Here is a 19,499-nt window from a genome sequence, read left to right as displayed (position 1 = left end):
TCCTTGATCGGCCTGAGCTGGTGACGGTGCAGGCCGGAATGTGCCCTGACATCCTAACCCGGCTGGGTCCAGCGTCCCCGGACACCGTGCCCCGGCTCTCGGGGCGGCGGGGCGGGCGGGGGTAGGATGGACCCATGACCCCCACCCTCCCCACGCGGCCCGACGTGGATTTCGCGCCCCTGCTTTCGGCCCGTGCCGGGCGCATGAGCGTCAGCGCCATTCGCGAACTGCTCAAGCTCACGCAGCGCCCCGAGATCATCTCGTTCGCGGGGGGCCTGCCCGCCCCCGAGTTGTTTCCGCTGGACGCGATCCGGGCCGCGGCCAACACGGTCCTCGACCGCTACGGCCCCGCCGCCGTGCAGTACGGAACAACGGAAGGCCACCTCCCCCTGCGCGAGTGGATCGCGGCCCAGACCCCCGGCCTGACACCGGGACACGTGCAGATCGTGACCGGGAGCCAGCAGGGCCTGGACCTGCTCGGCAAGATTCTGATTGACGAGGGGGACGTGGTGCTCGTCGAGGCGCCGACCTACCTGGGCGCCCTGCAATCCTTCCAGCCCTACGGTCCCCGCTACGTGGAGCTGCCCACCGATGAGCACGGGATCGACGTGGACGCGCTGGAAGACGTGCTGAAGGCCCACCGGGTCAAGCTGCTGTACGCGATTCCCAACTTCCAGAACCCCACCGGGCGCACCCTGAGCCTGGAGCGCCGCCGCCGATTGGTCGAGCTGACCGGGCAGTACGGCGTGCTGGTGCTGGAAGACGACCCCTACGGCAAGCTGCGCTTCCGGGGCGAGGCGCTGCCCAGCCTGTTTACCCTCGGCATGGAATACGCGGGCGGCGATCCCGAGCGCAACCACGTCCTGTACTCCGGTTCCTTCTCCAAGACGCTGGTGCCCGGCCTGCGCGACGCCTGGGTGCAGGGGCCGCACCTCATCATTGAGAAGCTGGTGCAGGCCAAGCAGGGCGCCGACCTGCACACGCCGATCTTCAACCAGATGATCATCACCGAGCTGGTGCAGGAGGTGCTGCCGCGCCAGATCGAGATCGTGAAGCAGGCCTACGGCGAGCGGGCGCAGGACATGGTGAGCCGCCTCCGGGAGCACTTCCCGGCGGGCGTGGAGTTCACCGAACCCGAAGGCGGCATGTTCCTGTGGGTCACGCTGCCGGAGGCGCTGGACACCACCGAACTCTTCCCGCGTGCCCTGGAGCGCGGCGTGGCTTACGTGCCGGGCCGCCCCTTCTTCGCGCTGGGCGGCGGGGCCAACACCATGCGCCTGAGCTACTCCAGCGCCACTCCCGAGCAGATCGAGCGCGGCATCCGGGCGCTGGCCGAGACGTTCCGGGGAGCGATGGACTGAAGCTCTGAGGGATTCAGGAGGCCTCCACGTGGGGGCCTCTTTTTCGTCCACCCGCCAGGCCAACGCCTGCCATGCTGCACGGATGATCTCGCGGCGCAGATATTGGAGTTCGCTGGGGCTGGTGGCACTCGTTTCGGGATCACTGGGGTGGTTCGTGCCGCAGGTAGTGGACGAGTTCACGCCTACCGCTCAGGAGATAATGACCGGGTATCTCAGGGACAGCCTGGGAGGGCGTCCCGACTTCGCCGCGTTCGGCGTGATTGAGGACGACCGGGCATTGCGGGTCTCCGCTGACTACTCTTCAAAACGGATGACAGGCAGCAGAAAGTCGGCTCCTATACGGTGTTTCTGCGATGAAAGCACCCAAGAGCCGACCCCCTCACGATACCTTGCAGACCGTTCTGCGGTCTGCCTTCCCCCTTGATGCCCGCCGCTTGATGGTCTTCACCGCCTTGGTCCTGGCGGTCATTCAGGCTCGCACGGTCGTCCTCTACACCCTCAAGACCCATGTTCCGTTGCCAGGTACGCTCACAGCTCGCTACCAGCGACTCTGTCGCTTCGTCCAATTTCCTTTCCCCGAGGGTTTGTTTCCCAGATTTGCGCTGTCCTTCCTGCCGGACGGTCCCGTCGATCTGATCCTCGACCGGACCAACTGGCGACTCGGCCAGCAGGACGTGAACATCCTGCTGCTTTCTGCTGTGTGGAACGGGTTCAGTCTGCCCCTCATGTGGGCATTGCTCCCACATGGTGGGGCGAGTGATTCCCGTACTCGGGAATCACTCGTGTTGCGCTTCCTGACGTTTTGCCCGGATCGGCAGGTCCGGTGCCTGCTGGCAGACCGAGAATTCATCGGCCAGCACTGGTTTCGTTTCCTCGATCAGCACAGCATCGCTCCCTGTATTCGCTTGCCTGCACGCGCCACCATCGGCCAACACCGTCTGCCCGTGTGGGCTGTGTTCAACAAGCTCCAAGTGGGCGAAGTCAGGGTCTGGCGACGCCAGACCCTGATCTACGGTGTGTCACTCCGGGTGGCCGCGACGAAGAACGCGGCCGGGGAGACGCTGTACCTCGCTTATCGGGGGCACGTGGGACCGAATCTCCGACGGTATGCCCAGCGTTGGCAGGCAGAAAACTTGCACTCCGCGCTCAAAACGAGGGGCTTCAATCTGGAAGACACCGGGCTAACCCGTGCTGAACGGGTCTCCACCCTGCTGACGGTGGTCGGTGTGGCGTTTATCTGGGCCTGTGTAACTGGGGAGCTGCTGGTAACCGAGAAAGGCGTACGGATCAAGAAACACGGACACCGTGCGGTGTCCGTGTTCCGGCTTGGCCTCGACCATCTTCAAGATCTGCTGCTGCATCCCTCTCGGTCGTCTTGGCACACCCTCGCGACTCTCATGCCGCGTTTTGAAGGGTAGTCAGGGGTCTCCGTCCTCAACCCGACCGGGTTACGGACCGTTCTCCCCAGCGACTATGACGAGCTGACGCAGGGAACCCGTTACGACCCCGACTGCCTCGCGGCTTGGCACATTGGGTTGCTGGCCCAGCCCCCACAAGGCGACGATCCCGATGACTTCTTCGACTACCGGGAATGGCGCTGGCCCGTCACCGTGGAGTTCGGGGACACCCGCCCCGGCACGTTGAATGCCCGCTTGAAGAGATTCACTTTTCCGGCGGCCGTCTGGCGCACACCCAGCGGCCCTCCGCCCCAGTGCCGCCTCTGACTCCCCGACCCCGCTATCATCCCCCCCGATGACCCCGCCGCCGACTCCTTCCGAGGCTCCCCTGGGCGTGTTCGACTCCGGCGTGGGGGGTCTGAGCGTGCTCTCGGAACTGCGCCGGGTGATGCCGGGGCAGGACTTCCTGTATCTCGCGGACACGGCGCATGTGCCCATCGGGGGGCGGCCCGACGAGGAGATTCGTGATCTCACCGACCGAGCGGTCACGGCGCTGCACGCGCGGGGGGCGGGGGGCGTCGTCGTGGCCTGCAACACGGCCTCGGCGTTCAGCCTGACGCACCTGCGGGAGCGGTTCGGACCGGACTTCCCCGTGATCGGCCTCGTGCCCGCCGTCAAGCCCGCCGTGGCCGCGACGCGCACCGGGGTGGTGGGCGTGCTCGCCACGCCGGGGACCCTGCGCGGCACGCTCCTCAAGGACGTGATCGAACGTTTCGCGCACCCGGCCGGGGTGCGGGTCCTGACCGCCGTGAGCGCCGAACTCGTGCCGCTGGTGGAGGCGGGACAGGCGGGGGGTGAGCAGGCGCGGGCCGTGCTGCGTGAAGTGCTGACCCCCCTGGCCGAGGCCGGGGCCGATCAACTGGTGCTGGGCTGCACCCACTATCCCTTTCTGGCGCCCAGCATCCGGGCCGAGTTCGGGGATACCTTCACGCTGGTGGATTCGGGGGCAGCGGTGGCGCGGCACGCCCGCAACGTCCTCTCGGCGTCGCGGAGGCTGCGGGAGGGGACGGGGGACAGGCACGTGACCTACCTCGTGACCGGGGACCCGGAAGTCTCCCGGCCCGTCATCGCTCTTCTCACGGGCGAAGACGGGCACAATGTCACGGTGCAGCAGGTGACGACTTGACCTCTTCCCCCTCCTCCCGGCTCCCCGTGCGCGAGGGCCGCGACCTCCTGACCCCCCGGCCCCTCGTGCTGGAGCGGGCCATCAACCCCCACGCGCCCGGCAGCGCCCACCTGAAACTCGGGCGCACCGAGATCCTGGCGACCGTCAGCATCGAGGACAAACCCGCGCCCCACATGCGCGGCAAGAAGGAAGGCTGGCTGACCGCCGAGTACGCCATGCTGCCCCGCGCCACCACCGACCGCCAGGCCCGCGAGCGCAACCTGCAAAACGGCCGCCGCCACGAGATTCAGCGGCTGCTGGGGCGGGCGCTGCGGGCCTCCATTGACCTGCGGCACTTCCGCAACCAGACCCTCTACGTGGACTGCGACGTGCTGGTGGCCGACGGCGGCACCCGCGTCGCCAGCGTGCTGGCCGGGTACGCCGCGCTGCACGACCTGTGCGACCGCCTGATCCACTCCGGCACGCTGACCGAGTGGCCGCTGGTGCATGCCGTGGGGGCCGCCAGCGTGGGGCTGGTGGGCGACGAGGTGCGGGTGGACCTCGACTACGCCGAGGACAAGGTCGCGCGGGCCGACCTGAACGTGGTCGCCACCGAGGCCGGACTGGTCATCGAGGCGCAGGGCGGGGCCGAGGAAGGCCCCATCTCCCCCGACGAGTACGTGCAGCTGCTGACGGTGGGGGTAGAAGCGGTGGGCGGATTGCTGCGGGACCTGGGGCGGCAACTGTAGGCGGGGGCCACTCCGGCGGGGGCGCGCCCCTATACTGTCGTCTCAAGCTAAGGAGGCCACATGAGCGTGACGGGAGCCATCGGGCGGGCGCTGCTCGCCAGCATCTTCATCAAGAACGGACTGGACCACCTCCAGAACCCCGAACCCATCGTGCGGGCCACGCGCGGCGCGGAAATCCCCCAGCCCGAACTCGCGGTCAAGGCCAACAGCGCCGTGATGGTGGGCGCCGGGACCCTGCTCGCGCTGGGGATCGCCCCCCGCACGGCGAGCGCGGCGCTGGCGATCAGCCTGGTGCCGACCACCGTGATCGGCCACCCCTTCTGGGACCGCGATGGCCGCGAGCGCCAGCAGCAGCAAAACCAGTTCCTGAAGAACCTCGCCCTGTTCGGGGCGCTGCTGGCGGTGGGCAGCCGCCGCCGCTGAGCCGGGTTACAGCTCCAACCCGGTCGGCGTCCGCGCCCCCGCCGGAATCGCCGTGACGAGCACCTCGTATTTGCCCGTCACGAACACCTTGAAGCCCGCCTTCTGGAGTCCCCGGCGGGCTTCTGTCACGTCGGCGGCGAGCAGGCTGAGGTCGGGACGGGCGAAGTTACGCAGCCTCGCGCCGTAGCTCAGCAAGCCGTCGCGGTAGCGGGCGTTGGGATAGCCCAGCACGAGTCCCCCCGCGGGCGTGAGGTGATGCCGCCGCAGGGCCGCGAGCAGCGCGTCCTGCCGGATACCGGGACTCTGCAGCAGGCTCAGCGCGAGGACGAGGTCGAAGCGGCCCAACTCCGGTCGGGGCAGGGTGGTCACGTCGAGTTCCAAGAAGGTGCCGCCAGGGTGCCGCCCCCGCGCCGCTGTGAGTGCAGAAGCGTCCACGTCCACTCCGACGGCCTCCAGCCTTCGGCCAGGAAAGGCCAACTTCAGGGCGTCGAGTTCCCGGCCCCGGTTCACCCCCAGCGCGAGCACCCGTCCGCCTGCCGGGGGACTGACCCGGCGCAGCGCCTCCACCAGCGTGAAGAGGAACACCGGGTCTTCGAGCTTGTCCACCCGCGCCCAGTCGCCGCCCTCGCCGTAGCCCCCGGCGTCCGGCTCGGGCGCGGCGGCCCAGGCCCGCAGCCGCAGCCGCACGCGGCCCTCCCCCACCCGCTGTGGGGTAAGCAGGTGGGCGCCCAGCAGGTCCGCGAGGTCGGTCCACGTCTGCCAGGGGCGGTGCAGGCCGTGCGGGGTCGCCTCGCCCGCGTAGAGACCCAGCCCCAGGTCAGGGTCGGGAACGGTGAACGTGACCTCGCCCGCTTCGGCCAGGGCCACGCGGAGGGCGGGCAGAATCACGGAGAGGGGTTCGTGGGTGAAGTGCGGGGCAGGGGGCAGGGACACGGCGCGTCCGAGCCTACCCTGGGGCGGAGGAAGGGACCAATGGACGCGGCCCAGACCCGGAAGGCCTGAGCCGCTGCGAGGAGTGGGGTCTCAGGGGCGCAGCATGGAGGCGAGCTGGCGCAGGCCGTCCTGATCGGCGGCGGGGGCCATCTGCGCGGCCTGCTCGGTGGCGTCGGCGAGCGAGGGCAGCAGGGCCGCCGCGCCGTCCGTGTCACCGCTTTCCAGCATGGAGCGCAGGCTGGCGAGCTGGCTGGTCAGGCCACTGGCTCCCGCCGCGCCGCCCAGGGTCTGCTCCCAGGCCGAGATGTTGCGGATGGCGCTTCCGGCATCCAGGCCAGTCACGCCACCCTGAAGGGCTTGCAGGGTCTGCTGAAGCTGCTCGTTCATTTCCCTACCTCCTTGTGATGGTGCCCGGCCATCTCACCCTGCTGGGGCAGGGCAAGCTGTAAGCGTTCATGCAGGCGCGCCCAGAGGTGAAGCCCCGCTTCAGGCGAGTGTGGGACCCACTACACCGGCGCCCGGCGCAGCGGCGTCTGCTGGGGCATGACCCTCCCCGAGAGTCCCGCCGCCCGGCTGGAAGCCCGCCTGCTGCGGGTGCTGGGGGCCGTCCACCACGACCCCGACGCCGACGCGCTGGTGGGGCGGCGGGCGGCCATCACCTTCCAGATCACCGACCCCGACGTGACGGTCCGGGTCAGTGGTCGGGGCGGAGTGCGGGCGGTGGTGACCACGGGCGAGGCGGCGCGGGGGGAGACGAGCGACCTCACCTTCGGCCTGAGTGCCCAGACGGCCCACGCGCTGTGGCTGGGGCAACTGAACCCCGCCGCTGCCGTCCTCTCCGGCCAGATGACGATGCGCGGGCCACTGCCCCTCGCGCTGGCGCTGGCCCCCGGCATGCGGGCGATGCAGGCGGCCTACCGGGCAGCGGTGGAGGAAGAGGAGACGGCGGGGTGGATTAGTACCCCCGGTGCGTGACCCGCGCCCCCTGCCCCTCCAGCCAGCCCGTCAGCACGCCCACCGCCGCCTTCACGCCAGGCGTGACCACCGGGCCACCGAAGCGCGAGAGCCGGATGAGGTGCGAGCCGTCCTCCCGTGCGGTGATGCCGACGAGCACCTCCTGGGTCAGTTCGCCCTCCACGACGTGCGCGAGGGCCACCCAGCCGTCCTTGCCGAGGCTGGCGTAAAGGTCGAGCAGCACGACGGTCCAGCCGTCCGGGTTCTCGCGGGTAACGCCGCCACGGGCGGTGTGCTTGGCGAATGCGGTGGGGGCGAAGTCGGCGGGCAGGGTCAGGATCGCGTGGGGCACGGCAGGGGCATCCTCGGAGTCGGGAAAGCGGGCGGCGGTGACGGGGAACTCGTCCGCCAGGGTGGAGGCTGAAGCCGTCGGCACGAAGCGGGCGTGCCGGGGGTCCAAGCCGAGGTCGCGCCACTTGCGGGCGTATTTGGTTTCCAGCGCGGCGGGGGGCGGAGGCTCGGTGAGGTGAACGGCCATCACGCCGCTCGCCTCGGCCTCTCGGCAGGCGAACTCGAAATATTCCTCGTGGTCGGTGGTGAACAGCACGGCCCCGCCGGGTTTCAGGCGGCTCGCGGCCAGCCGAAAGAAGGGTGCCCGCAGCAGGCGGTGCTCCTCGTGGCCCGCCTTGGGCCAGGGGTCAGGAAAGTTCACCACGATGGCGTCCAGCGCTCCCGGCGGCACCACCTCGCGGATCAGGGGGGTGGCGGGCAGGCGGGTCAGCACGGCATTGGACAGCCCCGCCGCCCGCAGCCGCCGCTCGGCCTTGAGCAGCGACGTGCCGCTGATTTCCACGCCGAGGTAATTGGGGGCCTCGGGGAAGCTCGCGGCGAAGTGCGGCCAGAAGCGGCCATCCCCGAAGCCGACCTCCAGAATCCAGGGGCGCTCCGGCGTGTCCGGGTACAGCCGGGCGGGGCGGTCGGGGAAATGAAAGTCCGAGAAGTTATAGATCATGCCTCGCCCTCCCCCAGCAGTTCCCCAGCGAGGCGGGCGGCGTCCTCCAGCACGCTGCGGTAGGTGTGCTCGCCCGGCGTGCAGCGGCCCAGGGCATAGAGGTGGTCAAAGCGGGTCACGCGGAACCCCTCCAGCTCGCCCGGCGCGGGGGTCAGGAAGCGCACCGTGTAGGGCGGCGCCCCGTCCACCCCGGCGGCCTCCTGCTCGCTGCCGATCATCCACACGCCCGAGCGGGCGAGGTCATCGGCCAGGAAGTCGTAAGCGACCTCGGAAAGACGCCCGGCCTCCTCCATCGTGTCGCCGATCAAGAGGCGGCCCTTCAGAAAGGCGCCGACCGCGAGCACCCCCCGGCGGGCGTGCAGGGCGGGGCCTTCCCAGGTAGCGAGGGTGAGCCGTCCGCCTTCCTCCTCCAGCCCGGTGACGGTGCTTTGCAGGAGATGAATGCCGGGAGTGGCCTCCACCTCGGCCTTGAGGAGGCGGTGGAAGGTCCAGCCGTCGGTGTCGGGGGCCATGTGGGCGGCGACACCGGCGAACAGGCTGCCGGGCGGGAAGTCCGCGCCGTGGGTGGTCGGGCCATACAGGTTGCCGAGGTGGTCGAGGGCCTGGGTGACGAGGAGCACGTCCTGCCCGGCGCGGGCCAGCCACCACGCGAGTTCGGTGCCCGCGAGGCCCGCGCCGATCACGGCCACGTCGTAGAGGTGCCCCGGCTGCGGCAGGCTGCGGGGAGAGGAGGGGCCTGACATCGGGACGAAGTGTAGGGCATCGGGGCGGGCCTTCCCCACCGTCCCTTCACACGGTCAGCCTGCCTACCGTCCGCGCGGGTGCCCGCCGCCTAGCGTGGGCGGCATGACCCAGCAAGGCGAGCAACCAGGCGGCAAAGTCCTGACGCGCAGCGAGGCGACCGCGCACGGCGGGCGCAATGGGTACATCGAGACGCCCGACCATCACCTCGGCGTGAAGTTCAGCGTGCCACAGGAACTCGGCGGCGACGGCGGCGTGGGCACCAACCCCGAGCAACTGTTCGCCGCCGCCTACGCCGCGTCCTTTCAGAGTGCCATCGGCATGATCGCCCGGCGCGACGGGATCACCTTCGGGACCTCGCAGGTGACCGGGGTGGTCGGCCTGCGCCGCGAGGACGACGCGGACCCCAGCTACCACCTTGACGTGGAACTGCGCATCCTGCTGCCGGGTCTGGACCGCGAGCAGGCCGAGCGGATGGTGCAGGAGGCGAAGGCGCTGTGCCCCTACTGCCGCGCCCTGGGGGAGTCGGTGGGCGTGCGGCTGACCGTGCTAGACGAGGAAACCGCAGGCTAAATCAACGGTCGGTCGTCGCCGTGTAGGTGCCGTCCGCGTTTGCCGTGAAGGTCACCGTGCCCTGACGGTCGGTGCGGTAGACGCGGGCGCCGGTCTCGCGGTAAAGGCTCAGGGCCGTCCCCGTGGGGTGCCCGTAGTTGTTCTCGCCCACGCCGATGACCACGTTCTCCGGTCTAACCGTGGCGAGCCAGGCGGCGTGGTCGCCGTTGGCGGCGCCGTGGTGAATGCTCTTGTACACCTGGAAGGGACCCCTGATCTCGGGGCGGTCCTGTTCCAGCCACGCCTCGGTCTCGGGTTTCTCGCTGTCGCCGGTGAGGAGGGCGCGGAAGTCCCCGAACTCGATCCGCACGCCCACGCTGTTCTCGTTCTGGTCGTCACCCATGCCGGGGGGCGGGGCGATCACCCGGACCTTCACGCTGCCCAGGTTGACCACCTGCTTGTTGGCCTTCTGGAAGGTGGTCCCGGCCTCCTCCAGTGCGTTCACCAGCCGTTCCCAGGTCTGGGTGGTTCCGGCCAATCCGTTGTTGATAAAGAGGGTCGGCTTGGCCCGCTGCGCCGCCGGAACCAGGCCCGCGATGTGGTCGGCGTCGGCGTGGCTGGCGACCATCAGGTCAATCTCGTCCACCCCATAGGTGTCCAGGTGCGTCCGCATCCGCTCGGCGCTGCGGCCCCCGTCATAGAGCATGGTCTTGCCCTCGGGACTGCGGACCAGCACCGCGTCCCCCTGCCCCACGTCGAGGAAGCGAATCACCATCTGCCCGGTAGGGGCCTGGGGGTCGGTCTTCTGGTCCCCGCTGCCGCCCCTCAGCACTTCCTTGCCCGCGCAAGCGGCCAGTCCCGCCGTGAGCAGCAGCACGAACAGCCCCAGCAGGTCGGACGGTCCCGGCCCGCCCCGGCGTTTGCCTTTCGCGCCTTTTGGAGCGGACTTGCGGGCGGGGGCTTTCTTGGCCTTGGCCGCAGGCTTGCGGGAAGCAGGCGCTTTGGCCTTCGGAGTCGGTCGGGCGCTCACAGGCTGATCTCCTCTTCCCCACCCTCGGCGTTCCGGGCGTCGAGACGGCGCTGGGCGGCGCGGCGGCGGGCGGCGGTCTCGTCGGACAACAGGTGCAGGGTCACGCCGTCCGGCCCTTCCACCACCGCCAGCAGGTCGCCCTCGCGCACGCCCTCGGGCAGCGCGTGCAGGGGCACGTCGAAGGTCAGGCCATCCGCCCGTTCCACCCGCGCGAGGCGTCCCCGTGGACTGTCCTCAATGGCGTCCACCGTCCAGCGTTCCGGCCCGTCGTTCACGCCCCCAGCGTAGCGCGGCGGGCCACTTCTGCCCAGAGCGCACTCGGTCCGGGCGGGCCTCTCCCCTGTCACACTGCCCCCATGCACCACGACGTGACGCTGCGAGACGGCGACCTGACCTTGCGGCCCCTGACGGGAGGGGACATTCCCAGCCTGTGTGCCCTGGCCGAGTCTTGCGCGGGGGAACTGCGGCTGATGGGGTCGCCGCCGTCCAGCACGGCCTATTACACGGCGGCGCTGGAGGCCCCCGACGCCCTGCCCTTCGTGGTGGAGGTGGGCGACGAAGTGGCGGGCAGCACCCGCTACGGGGACATCCGCGCCGCGCACGCAGGTCTGGAGATCGGCTGGACCTGGCTGCACCCCCGCTGGCACGGCACGGGCGTCAACCGCCGGATGAAACGGCTGCTGCTCGCGCACGCCTTCGAGCAGATGGGGATGGAGCGCGTGCAGCTCAAGACCGACATTCTCAATGTCCGCTCCCAGCGGGCTATTGAGCGGCTTGGGGCTGTGCGCGAGGGCGTGCTGCGGTCGCATATGCGGCGGCCGGACGGGACGATGCGTGACACGGTGATGTATTCGGTGGTGCGGGCGGAGTGGCCAGGGGTGCGGGCGCGGCTAGCAGAAATGGCCTAACCCTCCGTCTCCTCAACGCCGGGCGCGGCATAGTGGGGGCGCAACCCCAATCCCCCCATACCGGCCCTCCCCACGCGGACGGCCCCAGGAGACTCCATGCTCGATCAGGCCCTTGTCGCCGAAGTGCTGACCCTCGCCCGCGCGGGTGGGGCGGACTTCTCGGAACTCTTTGTGGAAGACAGCGTGAACACCAACCTGCGCCTGCACCAGGGGGAGGTGAAGGACGCGGGCGGCGGCAACCTGTTCGGCGCCGGGCTGCGGCTGCTGTACGGCACGCGGGTGGTGTACGCCTACACCAACGACGTGACCCCGGCGGGCCTGCGCGACCTCGCGGACCAGGTGGCGCGGGCACGCGGCGCGGCGGGCGAGACGGACCGCTCAGGCGCGGGCGGCATGGACTTCCGGCGGGTGGACGCCCAGCCGCTGTACGTCGCGCGGCAGCATCCCCTCCAGGCGGCGGGCCGCGACAAGCTCGCGCTGATGCGCCGGGCACACGGCGGCGCGGCGGGTGTGGGCGACGTAAAGACGGTGGACGTGAACTACCTCGACCGGGTGCAGCGCGTCCTCGTCGCCAACTCGGAGGGGCTGTGGGCTGAAGACGAGCGCGTCTGGTCCCGCCTGAGCGTGACCGCCATCGCCCAGGACGGCACCCTGCGTCAGACCGGGTTCTACGGCCCCGGCGCCGGACAGGGCCTGGAATTCTTCGACGAGGTGGCCCCCGAATCCATCGGTGCCGAGGCCGCCCGCATCGCCAACGCCATGCTGCGGGCCGGGTACGCCCCGGCCGGAAAGCTGCCCGTGGTGATCGGCAACGAGTTCGGCGGCGTGATCTTCCATGAGGCCTGCGGGCACATCCTGGAGACGACGGCGGTGGAGAAAAATGCCAGCGTCTTCGCGGACAAGCTGGGCGAGAAGATCGCCCACGAGTCGGTGTCCGCCATCGACGACGGCACCATCCCCGGCTCGTGGGGCATGGTCACCGTGGACGACGAGGGCATGAAGGGCGAGCGCACGGTCCTGATCGAGAACGGCGTCCTGAAGTCCTTCATGGTGGACCGGGTGGGGAGCATGAAGACCGGCTACGCCCGCACGGGCAGCGGGCGGCGGCAGAACTACACATTCGCCCCGGCCAGCCGCATGCGCTCGACCTTTATCGACAACGGTCAGGAGACGCCCGAGAGCCTGATCCGGCAGGTCTCGCACGGCATCTACGCCCGGCGGATGGGGGGCGGCAGCGTGACCCCCGGCACCGGGGACTACAACTTCGCGGTGAACGAGGCGTACATGATCCGGGACGGCGAGATCGCGGAGCCGCTCAAGGGCGCGTCTCTCGTCGGGAACGGGGCGCAGGACCTCCGCAACATCGTGGGCGTGGCGGGCGACCTCGCGCTGGGGCAGGGCATGTGCGGCAGCATCTCCGGCTCGCTGCCCACCGACGTGGGGCAGCCGCACATCCTGATCTCGGAGATCACGGTGGGAGGCCGCGCATGACCGCAACGGGCGAACAGCAACTCTCTCTGCCCGACGCCCGCGCCTACCTGCTGGAGCGTGCCCGCGAGCGCGGCGTGACGCTGGAGGTCTACGGGCAGCGCACGAACGCGACGAGCATCCGGGCCTTTGACGGCGACGTGAGCGAGTTCAAGCTCTCGGCGCGGCAGGGGGTCGCGCTGCGGGCGGTGGTGCGCGGCGCGTGGGGGCACTCGTTCAGCGAGAACCTGTCGCGGCCCGCGCTGGACCGGGCGCTCGATATGGCGATCGAGAACGCCGAACTCGTCGCCCCGGAGCCGGGCGCGGGCCTCCAGAACTGGCCGCCGCCCCCCGCGCTCGACCTGTACGGCGAGGGCCTCAGCGGGGTCACGGTGGAGCAGAAGGTGGGCGTGGCGCTGGACCTGGAACGCGCGGCGCGGGAGGCCGATCCCCGCATGACCAGCGTGCCCTACGGCGGCTATCAGGACGGGGACGTGTACGGCACGGTCGCCAACACCGAGGGGCTTACGCGCGAGGACCGTCAGCTCTACGCCATGCACATGATCGCGCCGCTCGTCAGCGAGAATGGCCAGAACAAGATGGGCCGCGACTGGCAGTTTACCCGCGAGTTCACCGAACTCGACCCCACCCGCACGGCGATCTCGGCGGTGGAGAAGGCGACCGAGCTGCTGGGCGCCCAGCCTGCTCCCAGCGGCACCTTTCCGGCCCTGATCACCGGGGACTGCCTCGCGCAGTTGCTGATGCTGTATTCCGGCATGTTCAGCGGCAAGATGGTGGAGGAAGGCAAGAGTCCGCTCGCTGGGCGCCTGGGCGAACAGGTCGCCTCGCCCCTCGTCACGCTGGTGGACGACGCCACCCTACCGCGCGGCCTGAACTCGCGGGCCTTCGACGCGGAGGGCTGCCCGAGTGCGCCCCTCACCTTGATCGAGGCCGGGCGGCTGACCGCCTTCCTGCACAACGCGCAGACTGCCGCCCGCGCGGGAGCGCAGAGCACCGGGCACGCGGCGCGGCAGGGCTTGCAGGGCACCGTGGGCGTGGCCCCCAGCAACCTGATCCTGTCGCCCGGCGGGGCAGACGCGGCGGCCCTTGCCTCCGGCCTGACCGGGGTGCGCCTGACCGGCGTGGCGGGCGGGCACGCGGGTGCGAACCCCATCACCGGGGACTTTTCCCTCCAGGCCGAGGGCTTCTGGCTGGAGGGCGGCGAGGTCGCGCACCCACTGGAGGTCTTCACGGTGGCGGGCAACATCCTCGACCTGCTCGCGGGCATCGAGGCTGTGGGCAGCGAACTCGAAGACACCATGTACGGGGTCAGCGCTCCCGCCGTGCGGGTGGCAGGGCTGGCGGTGGGCGGGGGCTGACGTCGCAGAGGGCCGGGAGCAGAGGGCAGAGAGCCGGGTGAGCCTCTGCCCTTCTTGCTGGGGTAGCATGGCCGCATGAGCGCCGACCTCCCCGCGACCCTCGCCCGGCTGGAGGCGTGGCTGGCTGCACATGCCCCGGCGATGCACGCCGCCCTGACGCCTGGCGCGACGGACGCGGAACTGGCCGTAACCGAGCGGGTCCTGGGCCGCAAGCTGCCGTCTGCGCTCCGTACCCTCTACGCCACGCACGCCGACTGGGGGCACGTGCTGGGCCTGACCTTCCTGTCCCCGGTCATGCTGCAGATGGAGTGGGACGCCTGGCGCGGGTTGGAGGCCGAGTTTCAGGAGACGGCGGGCCACAGCTCCCGCCCGGTCGGGGCGGTGCGGGCGCAATACATCAATTCCGGCTGGCTGCCCTTCCTGACGGACGGCGGCGGCAACTCGGTGGGCGTTGACCTTGACCCTCGCCCGACGGGAACGCTGGGGCAGGTCATCACCTTCGGGCGCGACGTGCGGGTCAAAACCGTGCTGGCCGACTCGCTGGAGGATTTTCTGGCCGAGTACGTGGCCCGGCTGGAAGCAGGCTGGGTGCGCCTGCACCAGCACGAGCCGGACGAGCCGAACACCCTACGCCTGTACCTGCTGGACGCGGACGGCGAGGGGAGCGACCTCTATCGCCAACTCGCAGACTTTTATCCCGGTTTCGGCGCCGCCCCCGCCCGCCGCTCCCGCTGATTCCCGTCCCAGGGACACTTCCCTCGCCCACCCCGGCGTAAACTCTACTCATGAAGTGGCTGCGCGACCAGAGCCTCGCCCCCATCGTGGAAAAGGTAGAAGCGGGCGAGCGCCTGAGCTTCGACGAGGGGCTGCGGCTCTACCACACCCGTGACCTCAACGCGCTGATGCGGCTGGCGAACCTGCACAAGGAGCGGCTGCACGGCGACAAGGTCTATTTCGTGCATTCCATGCGGCTGGAGTTCACCAACATCTGCTACGTGGGCTGCACCTTCTGCGCCTTCGCCGCCCGCAAGGGCGAGGAGCGGGCCTGGGACTACTCCCCGGAGGAGGTGGCCGAGCAGGTTCGCCGCCGTTACCTCCCCGGCATCACCGAACTGCATATGAGCAGCGGGCACCACCCGAACCACAAGTGGGACTACTACCCCGAGATGGTGCGGCAGCTCCGCCAGAACTTCCCCGACCTTCAGGTCAAGGCGTTCACGGCCGCCGAGATCGAGCACCTGTCGAAGATCAGCAAGAAGCCCACGCTGGAGGTGCTGCGCGAGCTTCAGGCGGCGGCCCTCGCGGCGATGCCGGGGGGCCGGGCGGAGATTTTCGCCGACCGGGTGCGGCGTCAGGTCGCCAAGAACAAGGTGAAGGCCGAGAGGTGGCTCCAGATTCACCGGGAAGCGCATTCGCTGGGAATGCGGACGAACGCGACCATGCTCTACGGCCACATCGAGACGCTGGAGGAGCGGCTGGACCACATGCACCGCCTGCGGGAGTTGCAGGACGAGACGGGCGGTTTCCACGCTTTCATCCCACTGGCCTTCCAGCCGCTGGGCAACACACTGGCGCAGAACCTGGGCAAGACGGACTTCACGACCGGGCTGGACGACCTGCGCAACCTCGCGGTGGCCCGCATCTACCTCGACAACTTCCCGCACATCAAGGGCTACTGGGTGATGATCGGCTCGGAGCTGACGCAAGTTTCGCTCGACTGGGGCGTCTCCGACATCGACGGCACCATTCAGGAGGAGCACATCGCGCACGCGGCGGGCGCGACCTCCCCGATGGCGCTCTCGCAGGCGGGCATGGTGAAGATGATTCAGGATGCCGGACGCCTGCCCGTGCTGCGCGACGCGTATTACCACGAGCTTCAGACCTTCCCCCGCGCCGGGCTGGAAGCCGCCGACTAGGTGAGCGGTCCAGAGACAGGGGACCTCGACGCCGTGCTGAAGCTGGACGACGCCTGGAACGCCGCCTACCACCGCCGCGATCCGGCCGCGATGGCGTCGGTGCTGGCTGACGACTGGGTGGGTTTTTTCCCCGATGGACGCGCGGTGTTCAAGGCCGAACTGCTGGAGGGCATGCGCCGCAACCCGCCTGCCACGCTGATGTTCGAGCGCCACGCAGCGCGGGTTCACGGCGACACGGCCTTCACGCGCGGGACGCTGTATGCGAACGGCGGGCGCGTGCAGAGCTTTTTTCGGTTGTATGCCCGGCGGGCGGGCGAGTGGCGGGCGGTGGGCGTGCAGGTGGTGCCGTGAAGAAAGTGGAGACAATGTGCTTCGAGGCCCTCGTGCATCACCTTCAGGGGGCGCCCTGGCATCAAGACATCTTTGTCGTGGCACTGGAGGGCCGAAGCGGCAGCGGGAAGACGACGCTGACGCACCGTCTCGCCCGGTCGTTGGGTGCTCAGGTTCTCCACGGCGACGACTTCTACAGGATCATGCCCGAGGATCAGCGGGCTGCGCTCACGCCTGAGCAGGGCTACGAGCAGTATTTCGAGTGGCAAAGGTTGCGGGCAGAGCTGGCGACCCTGAGAAATGGGAGCAGCACTTCATTTCTCCCCTATTCCTGGACAGATGACCCACCCCGTCAGGTCAGTCTTTGTGCTGAAGGTTGGCTCATCGTGGAAGGCGTCTACACGCTCCATCCTGAGTTACGCCACCTGTACGACCTGAAAGTGTACGTGGATCTTCCGGAAGAATTGCGCAGGGTTCGGTTGAGCGAGCGAAGCTGGGATGACTTAGCGTGGGTGCAGCGTTGGGAGGCGGCAGAAGACTGGTATCACCGGCACCACAACCCCCGCAGCGCAGCCGACGTGGTGATTTCAGGAGCAGGTCAATGACCTACCGCGCGGGCTGGATTCACTACACCAACGTGGCCCCCATCCTCGATCCGCTGAGGCTGCCGCCGGGCGTCACGGCGATCACTGGCGTGCCCACCGAGATGAACGCGGCGCTGCTCTCGGGCCGGGTGGATATCGCCAACATCAGCGCGGTGGAGTTCATTCGGAATGCCGACCGGCTCGAAGCCCTGCCCGACTTCAGCGTGGCGGTGCTGGGCGCGGTGTACTCGGTCAACCTCTTTCACACCCGGCCGCTGGAGCACGTGCGGCGCATCGCCCTGACCGCGCAAAGTGCCATGAGCGTGGCGCTGCTGGAAGTGCTGCTGCGCGAGCGCGGCCTCTCGCCTGCCCTGGAGCGGGCGGAGGGCGAAGCCGAGGAACTGCTGGCCTCCGGGTACGACGGGGTGCTCCGCATCGGGGATAGCGCCCTGCGGGAGTGGTACGGGGTGGCCGGGCCGCTCACGCCCGAGCGCAGCATGACCGCGCTGCCGAATACGGCGCGGGGCGTGACCGTAACCGACCTCGCGCAGGAGTGGTTCGCGCTCACCGGGCATCCCTTCGTCTTCGCGGTGTGGGCCTACCGCAAGGAGAATCCGCCGCCCCCCGCCCTCCTCCAGGCCATGCGCGAGGCGCGGCGGTACGGGCTGGGGCACCTCGCGGAGGTGTCGGCGCGGCACGCCCTCAAGCTGGGGCTGCCGGAGCGGGTGGTGCAGCACTACCTGTGGAACTTCCGGTATCACCTTGAGGCGCCCGACCGCCTGGGATTGGCCGAGTTCGCGGCGCTCGCCGAGCCGGGGCACGCGCCGCTAAGCTTCGGGCCACGGCCGGGAGAGCCGTCGGGACTGGCCGCGCAGCCCTGAAGCGGGCATGAAGGGACGCCCCGCACCCCGGACAACGCCTGCCTCACCGCCGCCCCCTACGCTGGCCCCATGACCGACATTCTCTGGGGACTGGGCGGAATGGCCGTGCTGCTGGGGCTGGCGCTGCTGCTGAGCACCGACCGCCGCCGGGTGAACTGGCGCACCGTGCTGGGGGCGCTGGCCCTCCAGATCGCCTTTGCGCTGATCGTCCTGCGCTGGCCGTTGGGACGGCAGGGGCTGGACGCGGTCTCCGCGGGCGTGCAGGCGGTCGTGGGCAACGCGCAGGAGGGCATCAACTTCGTCTTCGGCAACCTCACCAACGGAACGCTGGAGGGGGCGGGGTTCATCTTCGCCTTCGGGGTACTGCCGGTGATCGTGTTTTTCAGTGCACTGATTGCGGTGCTCTACCACATCGGCGTGATGCAGGCGGTTGTGCGGGTGCTGGGCGGGGGTCTGAGCAAGCTGCTGGGCACCAGCCGGGGCGAGAGCCTGTCGGCCACGGCGAACATCTTCGTGGGGCAGACCGAGGCGCCGCTGGTGGTGCGGCCCTATATCGAGCGCATGACCCGCTCGGAGCTGTTCGCGGTCATGGTGGGTGGCCTCGCCAGCGTGGCGGGCAGCGTGCTGGTGGGTTATTCACTGCTGGGGGTGCGGCTCGACTACCTGATCGCCGCCTCCTTCATGGCCGCCCCCGCTGGCCTGCTGATGGCGAAACTGATGCTGCCGGAAAAGGACACCCCCCAGAACTACAAGGGCGAGGTGCCTGAAGACCCCGAAGGCCGTCCGGTCAACGCCATTGACGCGGCAGCGCGGGGGGCTTCGGCGGGGCTAGGGCTCGCGCTGAACGTGGGCGCAATGCTGATCGCCTTTATTGGCCTGATCGCGCTACTGAATACCCTGCTGGGCGCCCTGGGTGGCGTGTTCGGCTTTCCCGACCTCAGCGTGCAGCTCCTGCTGGGCTACCTCTTCGCGCCCCTCGCCTTCGTGATGGGCGTGCCCTGGGGCGAGGCAGCCACGGCGGGCAGCTTTATCGGGCAGAAGCTCGTGACGAACGAGTTCGTGGCCTTCGTGGAGTTCGCAGACGCCCTCAAGGAAGGGGCCTTCTCTCCCAAGGTCGAAGCCATCATCACCTTCGCCCTGTGCGGCTTTGCCAACCTCTCCAGCCTCGCCATCCTGCGGGGGGGCCTGGGCAGCCTCGCCCCGAGTCGGCGCGGTGACATCGCCCAGCTTGGGCTACGGGCGGTCGCGGCGGGTACGCTGGCGAACCTGCTGAGCGGCACGCTGGCGGGAATGCTGATCGGGTGAGGGTTGGTGAAGGGGGGCGGTTGCCCCGTGGCCCCCTCACCCCGTTGCTTCGCAGCGCCCCTCCGCTTCGCGGCTCTACGAGTCACCCGCAAGGGGAGAGGGGGCGAATTCTGCTGCTGCGAGAGCCGTTTTTTCTGTGTCAGCCGAGCTCAACGTCCCCACCTCGCAAGCCCAAGTTCCAGGCAGACGAGCCGTTCGGCGCGGGAGCGCCGAGGCCTTGCGTTGAACGGAGGATGGCGTGGAGGGAGACACGGGGGCGAGTTGAGCAACGCCCGGCGATGGAGGGACGACCTTTGCCCAGCGCCGCGCCCCCTTCCCTCTGGGGACTCGCAGAGCTGCGGAGCAGAGGGGGTTGGGGGGAGGGGCAAGCCGAATCAAGATTCCCGGCCCACCCTCCCCCGCCGTACCCTGT

Annotated in this window: 22 protein-coding genes; 16 read left to right on the top strand and 6 right to left on the bottom strand. The window is 69.5% G+C overall.

Annotated elements, in window-relative coordinates:
- Positions 1-134 precede the first annotated feature (134 nt).
- The 5 genes from C3K08_RS01870 (at position 135) to C3K08_RS01850 (ending at position 5,095) form a co-directional block, all read left to right on the top strand.
- On the top strand, positions 135-1,361 hold the full coding sequence (locus C3K08_RS01870) for a PLP-dependent aminotransferase family protein (protein WP_104989794.1): 1,227 nt from the start codon (positions 135-137) through the stop codon (positions 1,359-1,361).
- 353 nt (positions 1,362-1,714) lie between these two features.
- The gene (locus C3K08_RS01865) at positions 1,715-2,779 is read left to right on the top strand and encodes an IS4 family transposase (protein ID WP_104989793.1); all 1,065 of its coding nucleotides are present in this window, start codon (positions 1,715-1,717) and stop codon (positions 2,777-2,779) included.
- Between the two features lie 334 nt (positions 2,780-3,113).
- Entirely contained in the window at positions 3,114-3,944 is an 831-nt protein-coding gene (murI, locus tag C3K08_RS01860; RefSeq protein WP_104989792.1) for a glutamate racemase, read from the top strand.
- Positions 3,941-4,672 carry a ribonuclease PH gene (gene rph, locus C3K08_RS01855; protein ID WP_104989791.1) on the top strand — a complete coding sequence of 244 codons (732 nt, stop codon included), beginning with the start codon at positions 3,941-3,943 and terminating at the stop codon, positions 4,670-4,672. Before murI ends, rph begins: the two co-directional genes overlap by 4 nt.
- Positions 4,673-4,732: 60 nt before the next feature.
- The gene (locus tag C3K08_RS01850) at positions 4,733-5,095 is read left to right on the top strand and encodes a DoxX family protein (protein WP_104989790.1); all 363 of its coding nucleotides are present in this window, start codon (positions 4,733-4,735) and stop codon (positions 5,093-5,095) included.
- Between the two features lie 6 nt (positions 5,096-5,101).
- Here the strand turns inward: C3K08_RS01850 and C3K08_RS01845 are convergent, their stop codons facing one another.
- Entirely contained in the window at positions 5,102-6,022 is a 921-nt protein-coding gene (locus C3K08_RS01845) for a class I SAM-dependent methyltransferase (protein ID WP_104991861.1), read from the bottom strand.
- A 96-nt stretch (positions 6,023-6,118) separates the two neighbouring features.
- Entirely contained in the window at positions 6,119-6,415 is a 297-nt protein-coding gene (locus C3K08_RS01840) for a hypothetical protein (protein WP_104989789.1), read from the bottom strand.
- Positions 6,416-6,571: 156 nt separating this feature from the next.
- Between C3K08_RS01840 and C3K08_RS01835 the strand changes: the two genes are divergently transcribed.
- Positions 6,572-7,003, top strand: a complete 432-nt coding sequence (locus tag C3K08_RS01835) for an SCP2 sterol-binding domain-containing protein (protein ID WP_104989788.1) — start codon at positions 6,572-6,574, stop codon at positions 7,001-7,003.
- Here C3K08_RS01835 and C3K08_RS01830 read toward each other — a convergent pair.
- Both C3K08_RS01830 and C3K08_RS01825 read right to left on the bottom strand, forming a co-directional pair.
- On the bottom strand, positions 6,984-7,994 hold the full coding sequence (locus tag C3K08_RS01830; RefSeq protein ID WP_104989787.1) for a tRNA (guanosine(46)-N(7))-methyltransferase TrmB: 1,011 nt from the start codon (positions 7,992-7,994) through the stop codon (positions 6,984-6,986). The two genes, C3K08_RS01835 and C3K08_RS01830, sit on opposite strands and share 20 nt — an antisense overlap.
- On the bottom strand, positions 7,991-8,737 hold the full coding sequence (locus C3K08_RS01825; protein WP_104989786.1) for an FAD-dependent oxidoreductase: 747 nt from the start codon (positions 8,735-8,737) through the stop codon (positions 7,991-7,993). The genes C3K08_RS01830 and C3K08_RS01825 overlap by 4 nt, the downstream gene beginning before the upstream one ends.
- A gap of 103 nt (positions 8,738-8,840) precedes the next feature.
- Between C3K08_RS01825 and C3K08_RS01820 the strand changes: the two genes are divergently transcribed.
- Entirely contained in the window at positions 8,841-9,308 is a 468-nt protein-coding gene (locus tag C3K08_RS01820; RefSeq protein ID WP_104989785.1) for an Ohr family peroxiredoxin, read from the top strand.
- A 1-nt stretch (position 9,309) separates the two neighbouring features.
- On the opposite strand, the gene C3K08_RS01815 is transcribed toward C3K08_RS01820, so the two are convergent.
- On the bottom strand, positions 9,310-10,317 hold the full coding sequence (locus C3K08_RS01815; protein ID WP_104989784.1) for a ComEC/Rec2 family competence protein: 1,008 nt from the start codon (positions 10,315-10,317) through the stop codon (positions 9,310-9,312).
- Entirely contained in the window at positions 10,314-10,592 is a 279-nt protein-coding gene (locus C3K08_RS01810) for a DUF3006 family protein (protein ID WP_234009119.1), read from the bottom strand. Before C3K08_RS01810 ends, C3K08_RS01815 begins: the two co-directional genes overlap by 4 nt.
- Positions 10,593-10,673: 81 nt before the next feature.
- Here C3K08_RS01810 and C3K08_RS01805 point away from each other — a divergent pair, with 81 nt between their 5' ends.
- From C3K08_RS01805 to C3K08_RS01765, 9 genes are all read left to right on the top strand, one after another.
- On the top strand, positions 10,674-11,225 hold the full coding sequence (locus C3K08_RS01805; RefSeq protein ID WP_104989783.1) for a GNAT family N-acetyltransferase: 552 nt from the start codon (positions 10,674-10,676) through the stop codon (positions 11,223-11,225).
- 96 nt (positions 11,226-11,321) lie between these two features.
- Entirely contained in the window at positions 11,322-12,716 is a 1,395-nt protein-coding gene (locus C3K08_RS01800) for a TldD/PmbA family protein (RefSeq protein ID WP_104989782.1), read from the top strand.
- The gene (locus C3K08_RS01795; protein ID WP_104989781.1) at positions 12,713-14,071 is read left to right on the top strand and encodes a TldD/PmbA family protein; all 1,359 of its coding nucleotides are present in this window, start codon (positions 12,713-12,715) and stop codon (positions 14,069-14,071) included. Before C3K08_RS01800 ends, C3K08_RS01795 begins: the two co-directional genes overlap by 4 nt.
- A gap of 75 nt (positions 14,072-14,146) precedes the next feature.
- Positions 14,147-14,806 carry an SMI1/KNR4 family protein gene (locus C3K08_RS01790; protein ID WP_104989780.1) on the top strand — a complete coding sequence of 220 codons (660 nt, stop codon included), beginning with the start codon at positions 14,147-14,149 and terminating at the stop codon, positions 14,804-14,806.
- Positions 14,807-14,856: 50 nt separating this feature from the next.
- On the top strand, positions 14,857-15,987 hold the full coding sequence (gene mqnE, locus C3K08_RS01785) for an aminofutalosine synthase MqnE (protein WP_104989779.1): 1,131 nt from the start codon (positions 14,857-14,859) through the stop codon (positions 15,985-15,987).
- Positions 15,988-16,338 carry a nuclear transport factor 2 family protein gene (locus C3K08_RS01780; RefSeq protein ID WP_234009118.1) on the top strand — a complete coding sequence of 117 codons (351 nt, stop codon included), beginning with the start codon at positions 15,988-15,990 and terminating at the stop codon, positions 16,336-16,338.
- Positions 16,335-16,922, top strand: coding sequence for a uridine kinase (locus C3K08_RS01775; protein WP_158679809.1), 588 nt, complete (start codon positions 16,335-16,337; stop codon positions 16,920-16,922). The genes C3K08_RS01780 and C3K08_RS01775 overlap by 4 nt, the downstream gene beginning before the upstream one ends.
- Positions 16,919-17,782 (top strand): menaquinone biosynthesis protein, encoded by an 864-nt coding sequence (locus tag C3K08_RS01770; RefSeq protein WP_104989777.1) that lies wholly within the window; start codon positions 16,919-16,921, stop codon positions 17,780-17,782. Before C3K08_RS01775 ends, C3K08_RS01770 begins: the two co-directional genes overlap by 4 nt.
- A gap of 69 nt (positions 17,783-17,851) precedes the next feature.
- Positions 17,852-19,087 (top strand): NupC/NupG family nucleoside CNT transporter, encoded by a 1,236-nt coding sequence (locus tag C3K08_RS01765; RefSeq protein ID WP_104989776.1) that lies wholly within the window; start codon positions 17,852-17,854, stop codon positions 19,085-19,087.
- Positions 19,088-19,499 lie beyond the last annotated feature (412 nt).

Source organism: Deinococcus sp. NW-56 (assembly GCF_002953415.1).
In the GTDB taxonomy this organism is placed as follows: domain Bacteria; phylum Deinococcota; class Deinococci; order Deinococcales; family Deinococcaceae; genus Deinococcus.
Note: the sequence above shows the minus strand (reverse complement) of the source record. Positions and strands in the feature narration are given on the sequence as shown.

Bases quoted from the DNA above. Each gene is read 5' to 3' on its own strand.
- C3K08_RS01870 (WP_104989794.1), top strand. From the start codon at position 135: ATGACCCCCACCCTCCCCACGCGGCCCGACGTGGATTTCGCGCCCCTG.
- C3K08_RS01865 (WP_104989793.1), top strand. From the start codon at position 1,715: ATGAAAGCACCCAAGAGCCGACCCCCTCACGATACCTTGCAGACCGTT.
- murI (WP_104989792.1), top strand. From the start codon at position 3,114: ATGACCCCGCCGCCGACTCCTTCCGAGGCTCCCCTGGGCGTGTTCGAC.
- C3K08_RS01850 (WP_104989790.1), top strand. From the start codon at position 4,733: ATGAGCGTGACGGGAGCCATCGGGCGGGCGCTGCTCGCCAGCATCTTC.
- C3K08_RS01840 (WP_104989789.1), bottom strand. From the start codon at position 6,415: ATGAACGAGCAGCTTCAGCAGACCCTGCAAGCCCTTCAGGGTGGCGTG.
- C3K08_RS01835 (WP_104989788.1), top strand. From the start codon at position 6,572: ATGACCCTCCCCGAGAGTCCCGCCGCCCGGCTGGAAGCCCGCCTGCTG.
- C3K08_RS01830 (WP_104989787.1), bottom strand. From the start codon at position 7,994: ATGATCTATAACTTCTCGGACTTTCATTTCCCCGACCGCCCCGCCCGG.
- C3K08_RS01825 (WP_104989786.1), bottom strand. From the start codon at position 8,737: ATGTCAGGCCCCTCCTCTCCCCGCAGCCTGCCGCAGCCGGGGCACCTC.
- C3K08_RS01820 (WP_104989785.1), top strand. From the start codon at position 8,841: ATGACCCAGCAAGGCGAGCAACCAGGCGGCAAAGTCCTGACGCGCAGC.
- C3K08_RS01805 (WP_104989783.1), top strand. From the start codon at position 10,674: ATGCACCACGACGTGACGCTGCGAGACGGCGACCTGACCTTGCGGCCC.
- C3K08_RS01800 (WP_104989782.1), top strand. From the start codon at position 11,322: ATGCTCGATCAGGCCCTTGTCGCCGAAGTGCTGACCCTCGCCCGCGCG.
- C3K08_RS01795 (WP_104989781.1), top strand. From the start codon at position 12,713: ATGACCGCAACGGGCGAACAGCAACTCTCTCTGCCCGACGCCCGCGCC.
- C3K08_RS01790 (WP_104989780.1), top strand. From the start codon at position 14,147: ATGAGCGCCGACCTCCCCGCGACCCTCGCCCGGCTGGAGGCGTGGCTG.
- mqnE (WP_104989779.1), top strand. From the start codon at position 14,857: ATGAAGTGGCTGCGCGACCAGAGCCTCGCCCCCATCGTGGAAAAGGTA.
- C3K08_RS01770 (WP_104989777.1), top strand. From the start codon at position 16,919: ATGACCTACCGCGCGGGCTGGATTCACTACACCAACGTGGCCCCCATC.
- C3K08_RS01765 (WP_104989776.1), top strand. From the start codon at position 17,852: ATGACCGACATTCTCTGGGGACTGGGCGGAATGGCCGTGCTGCTGGGG.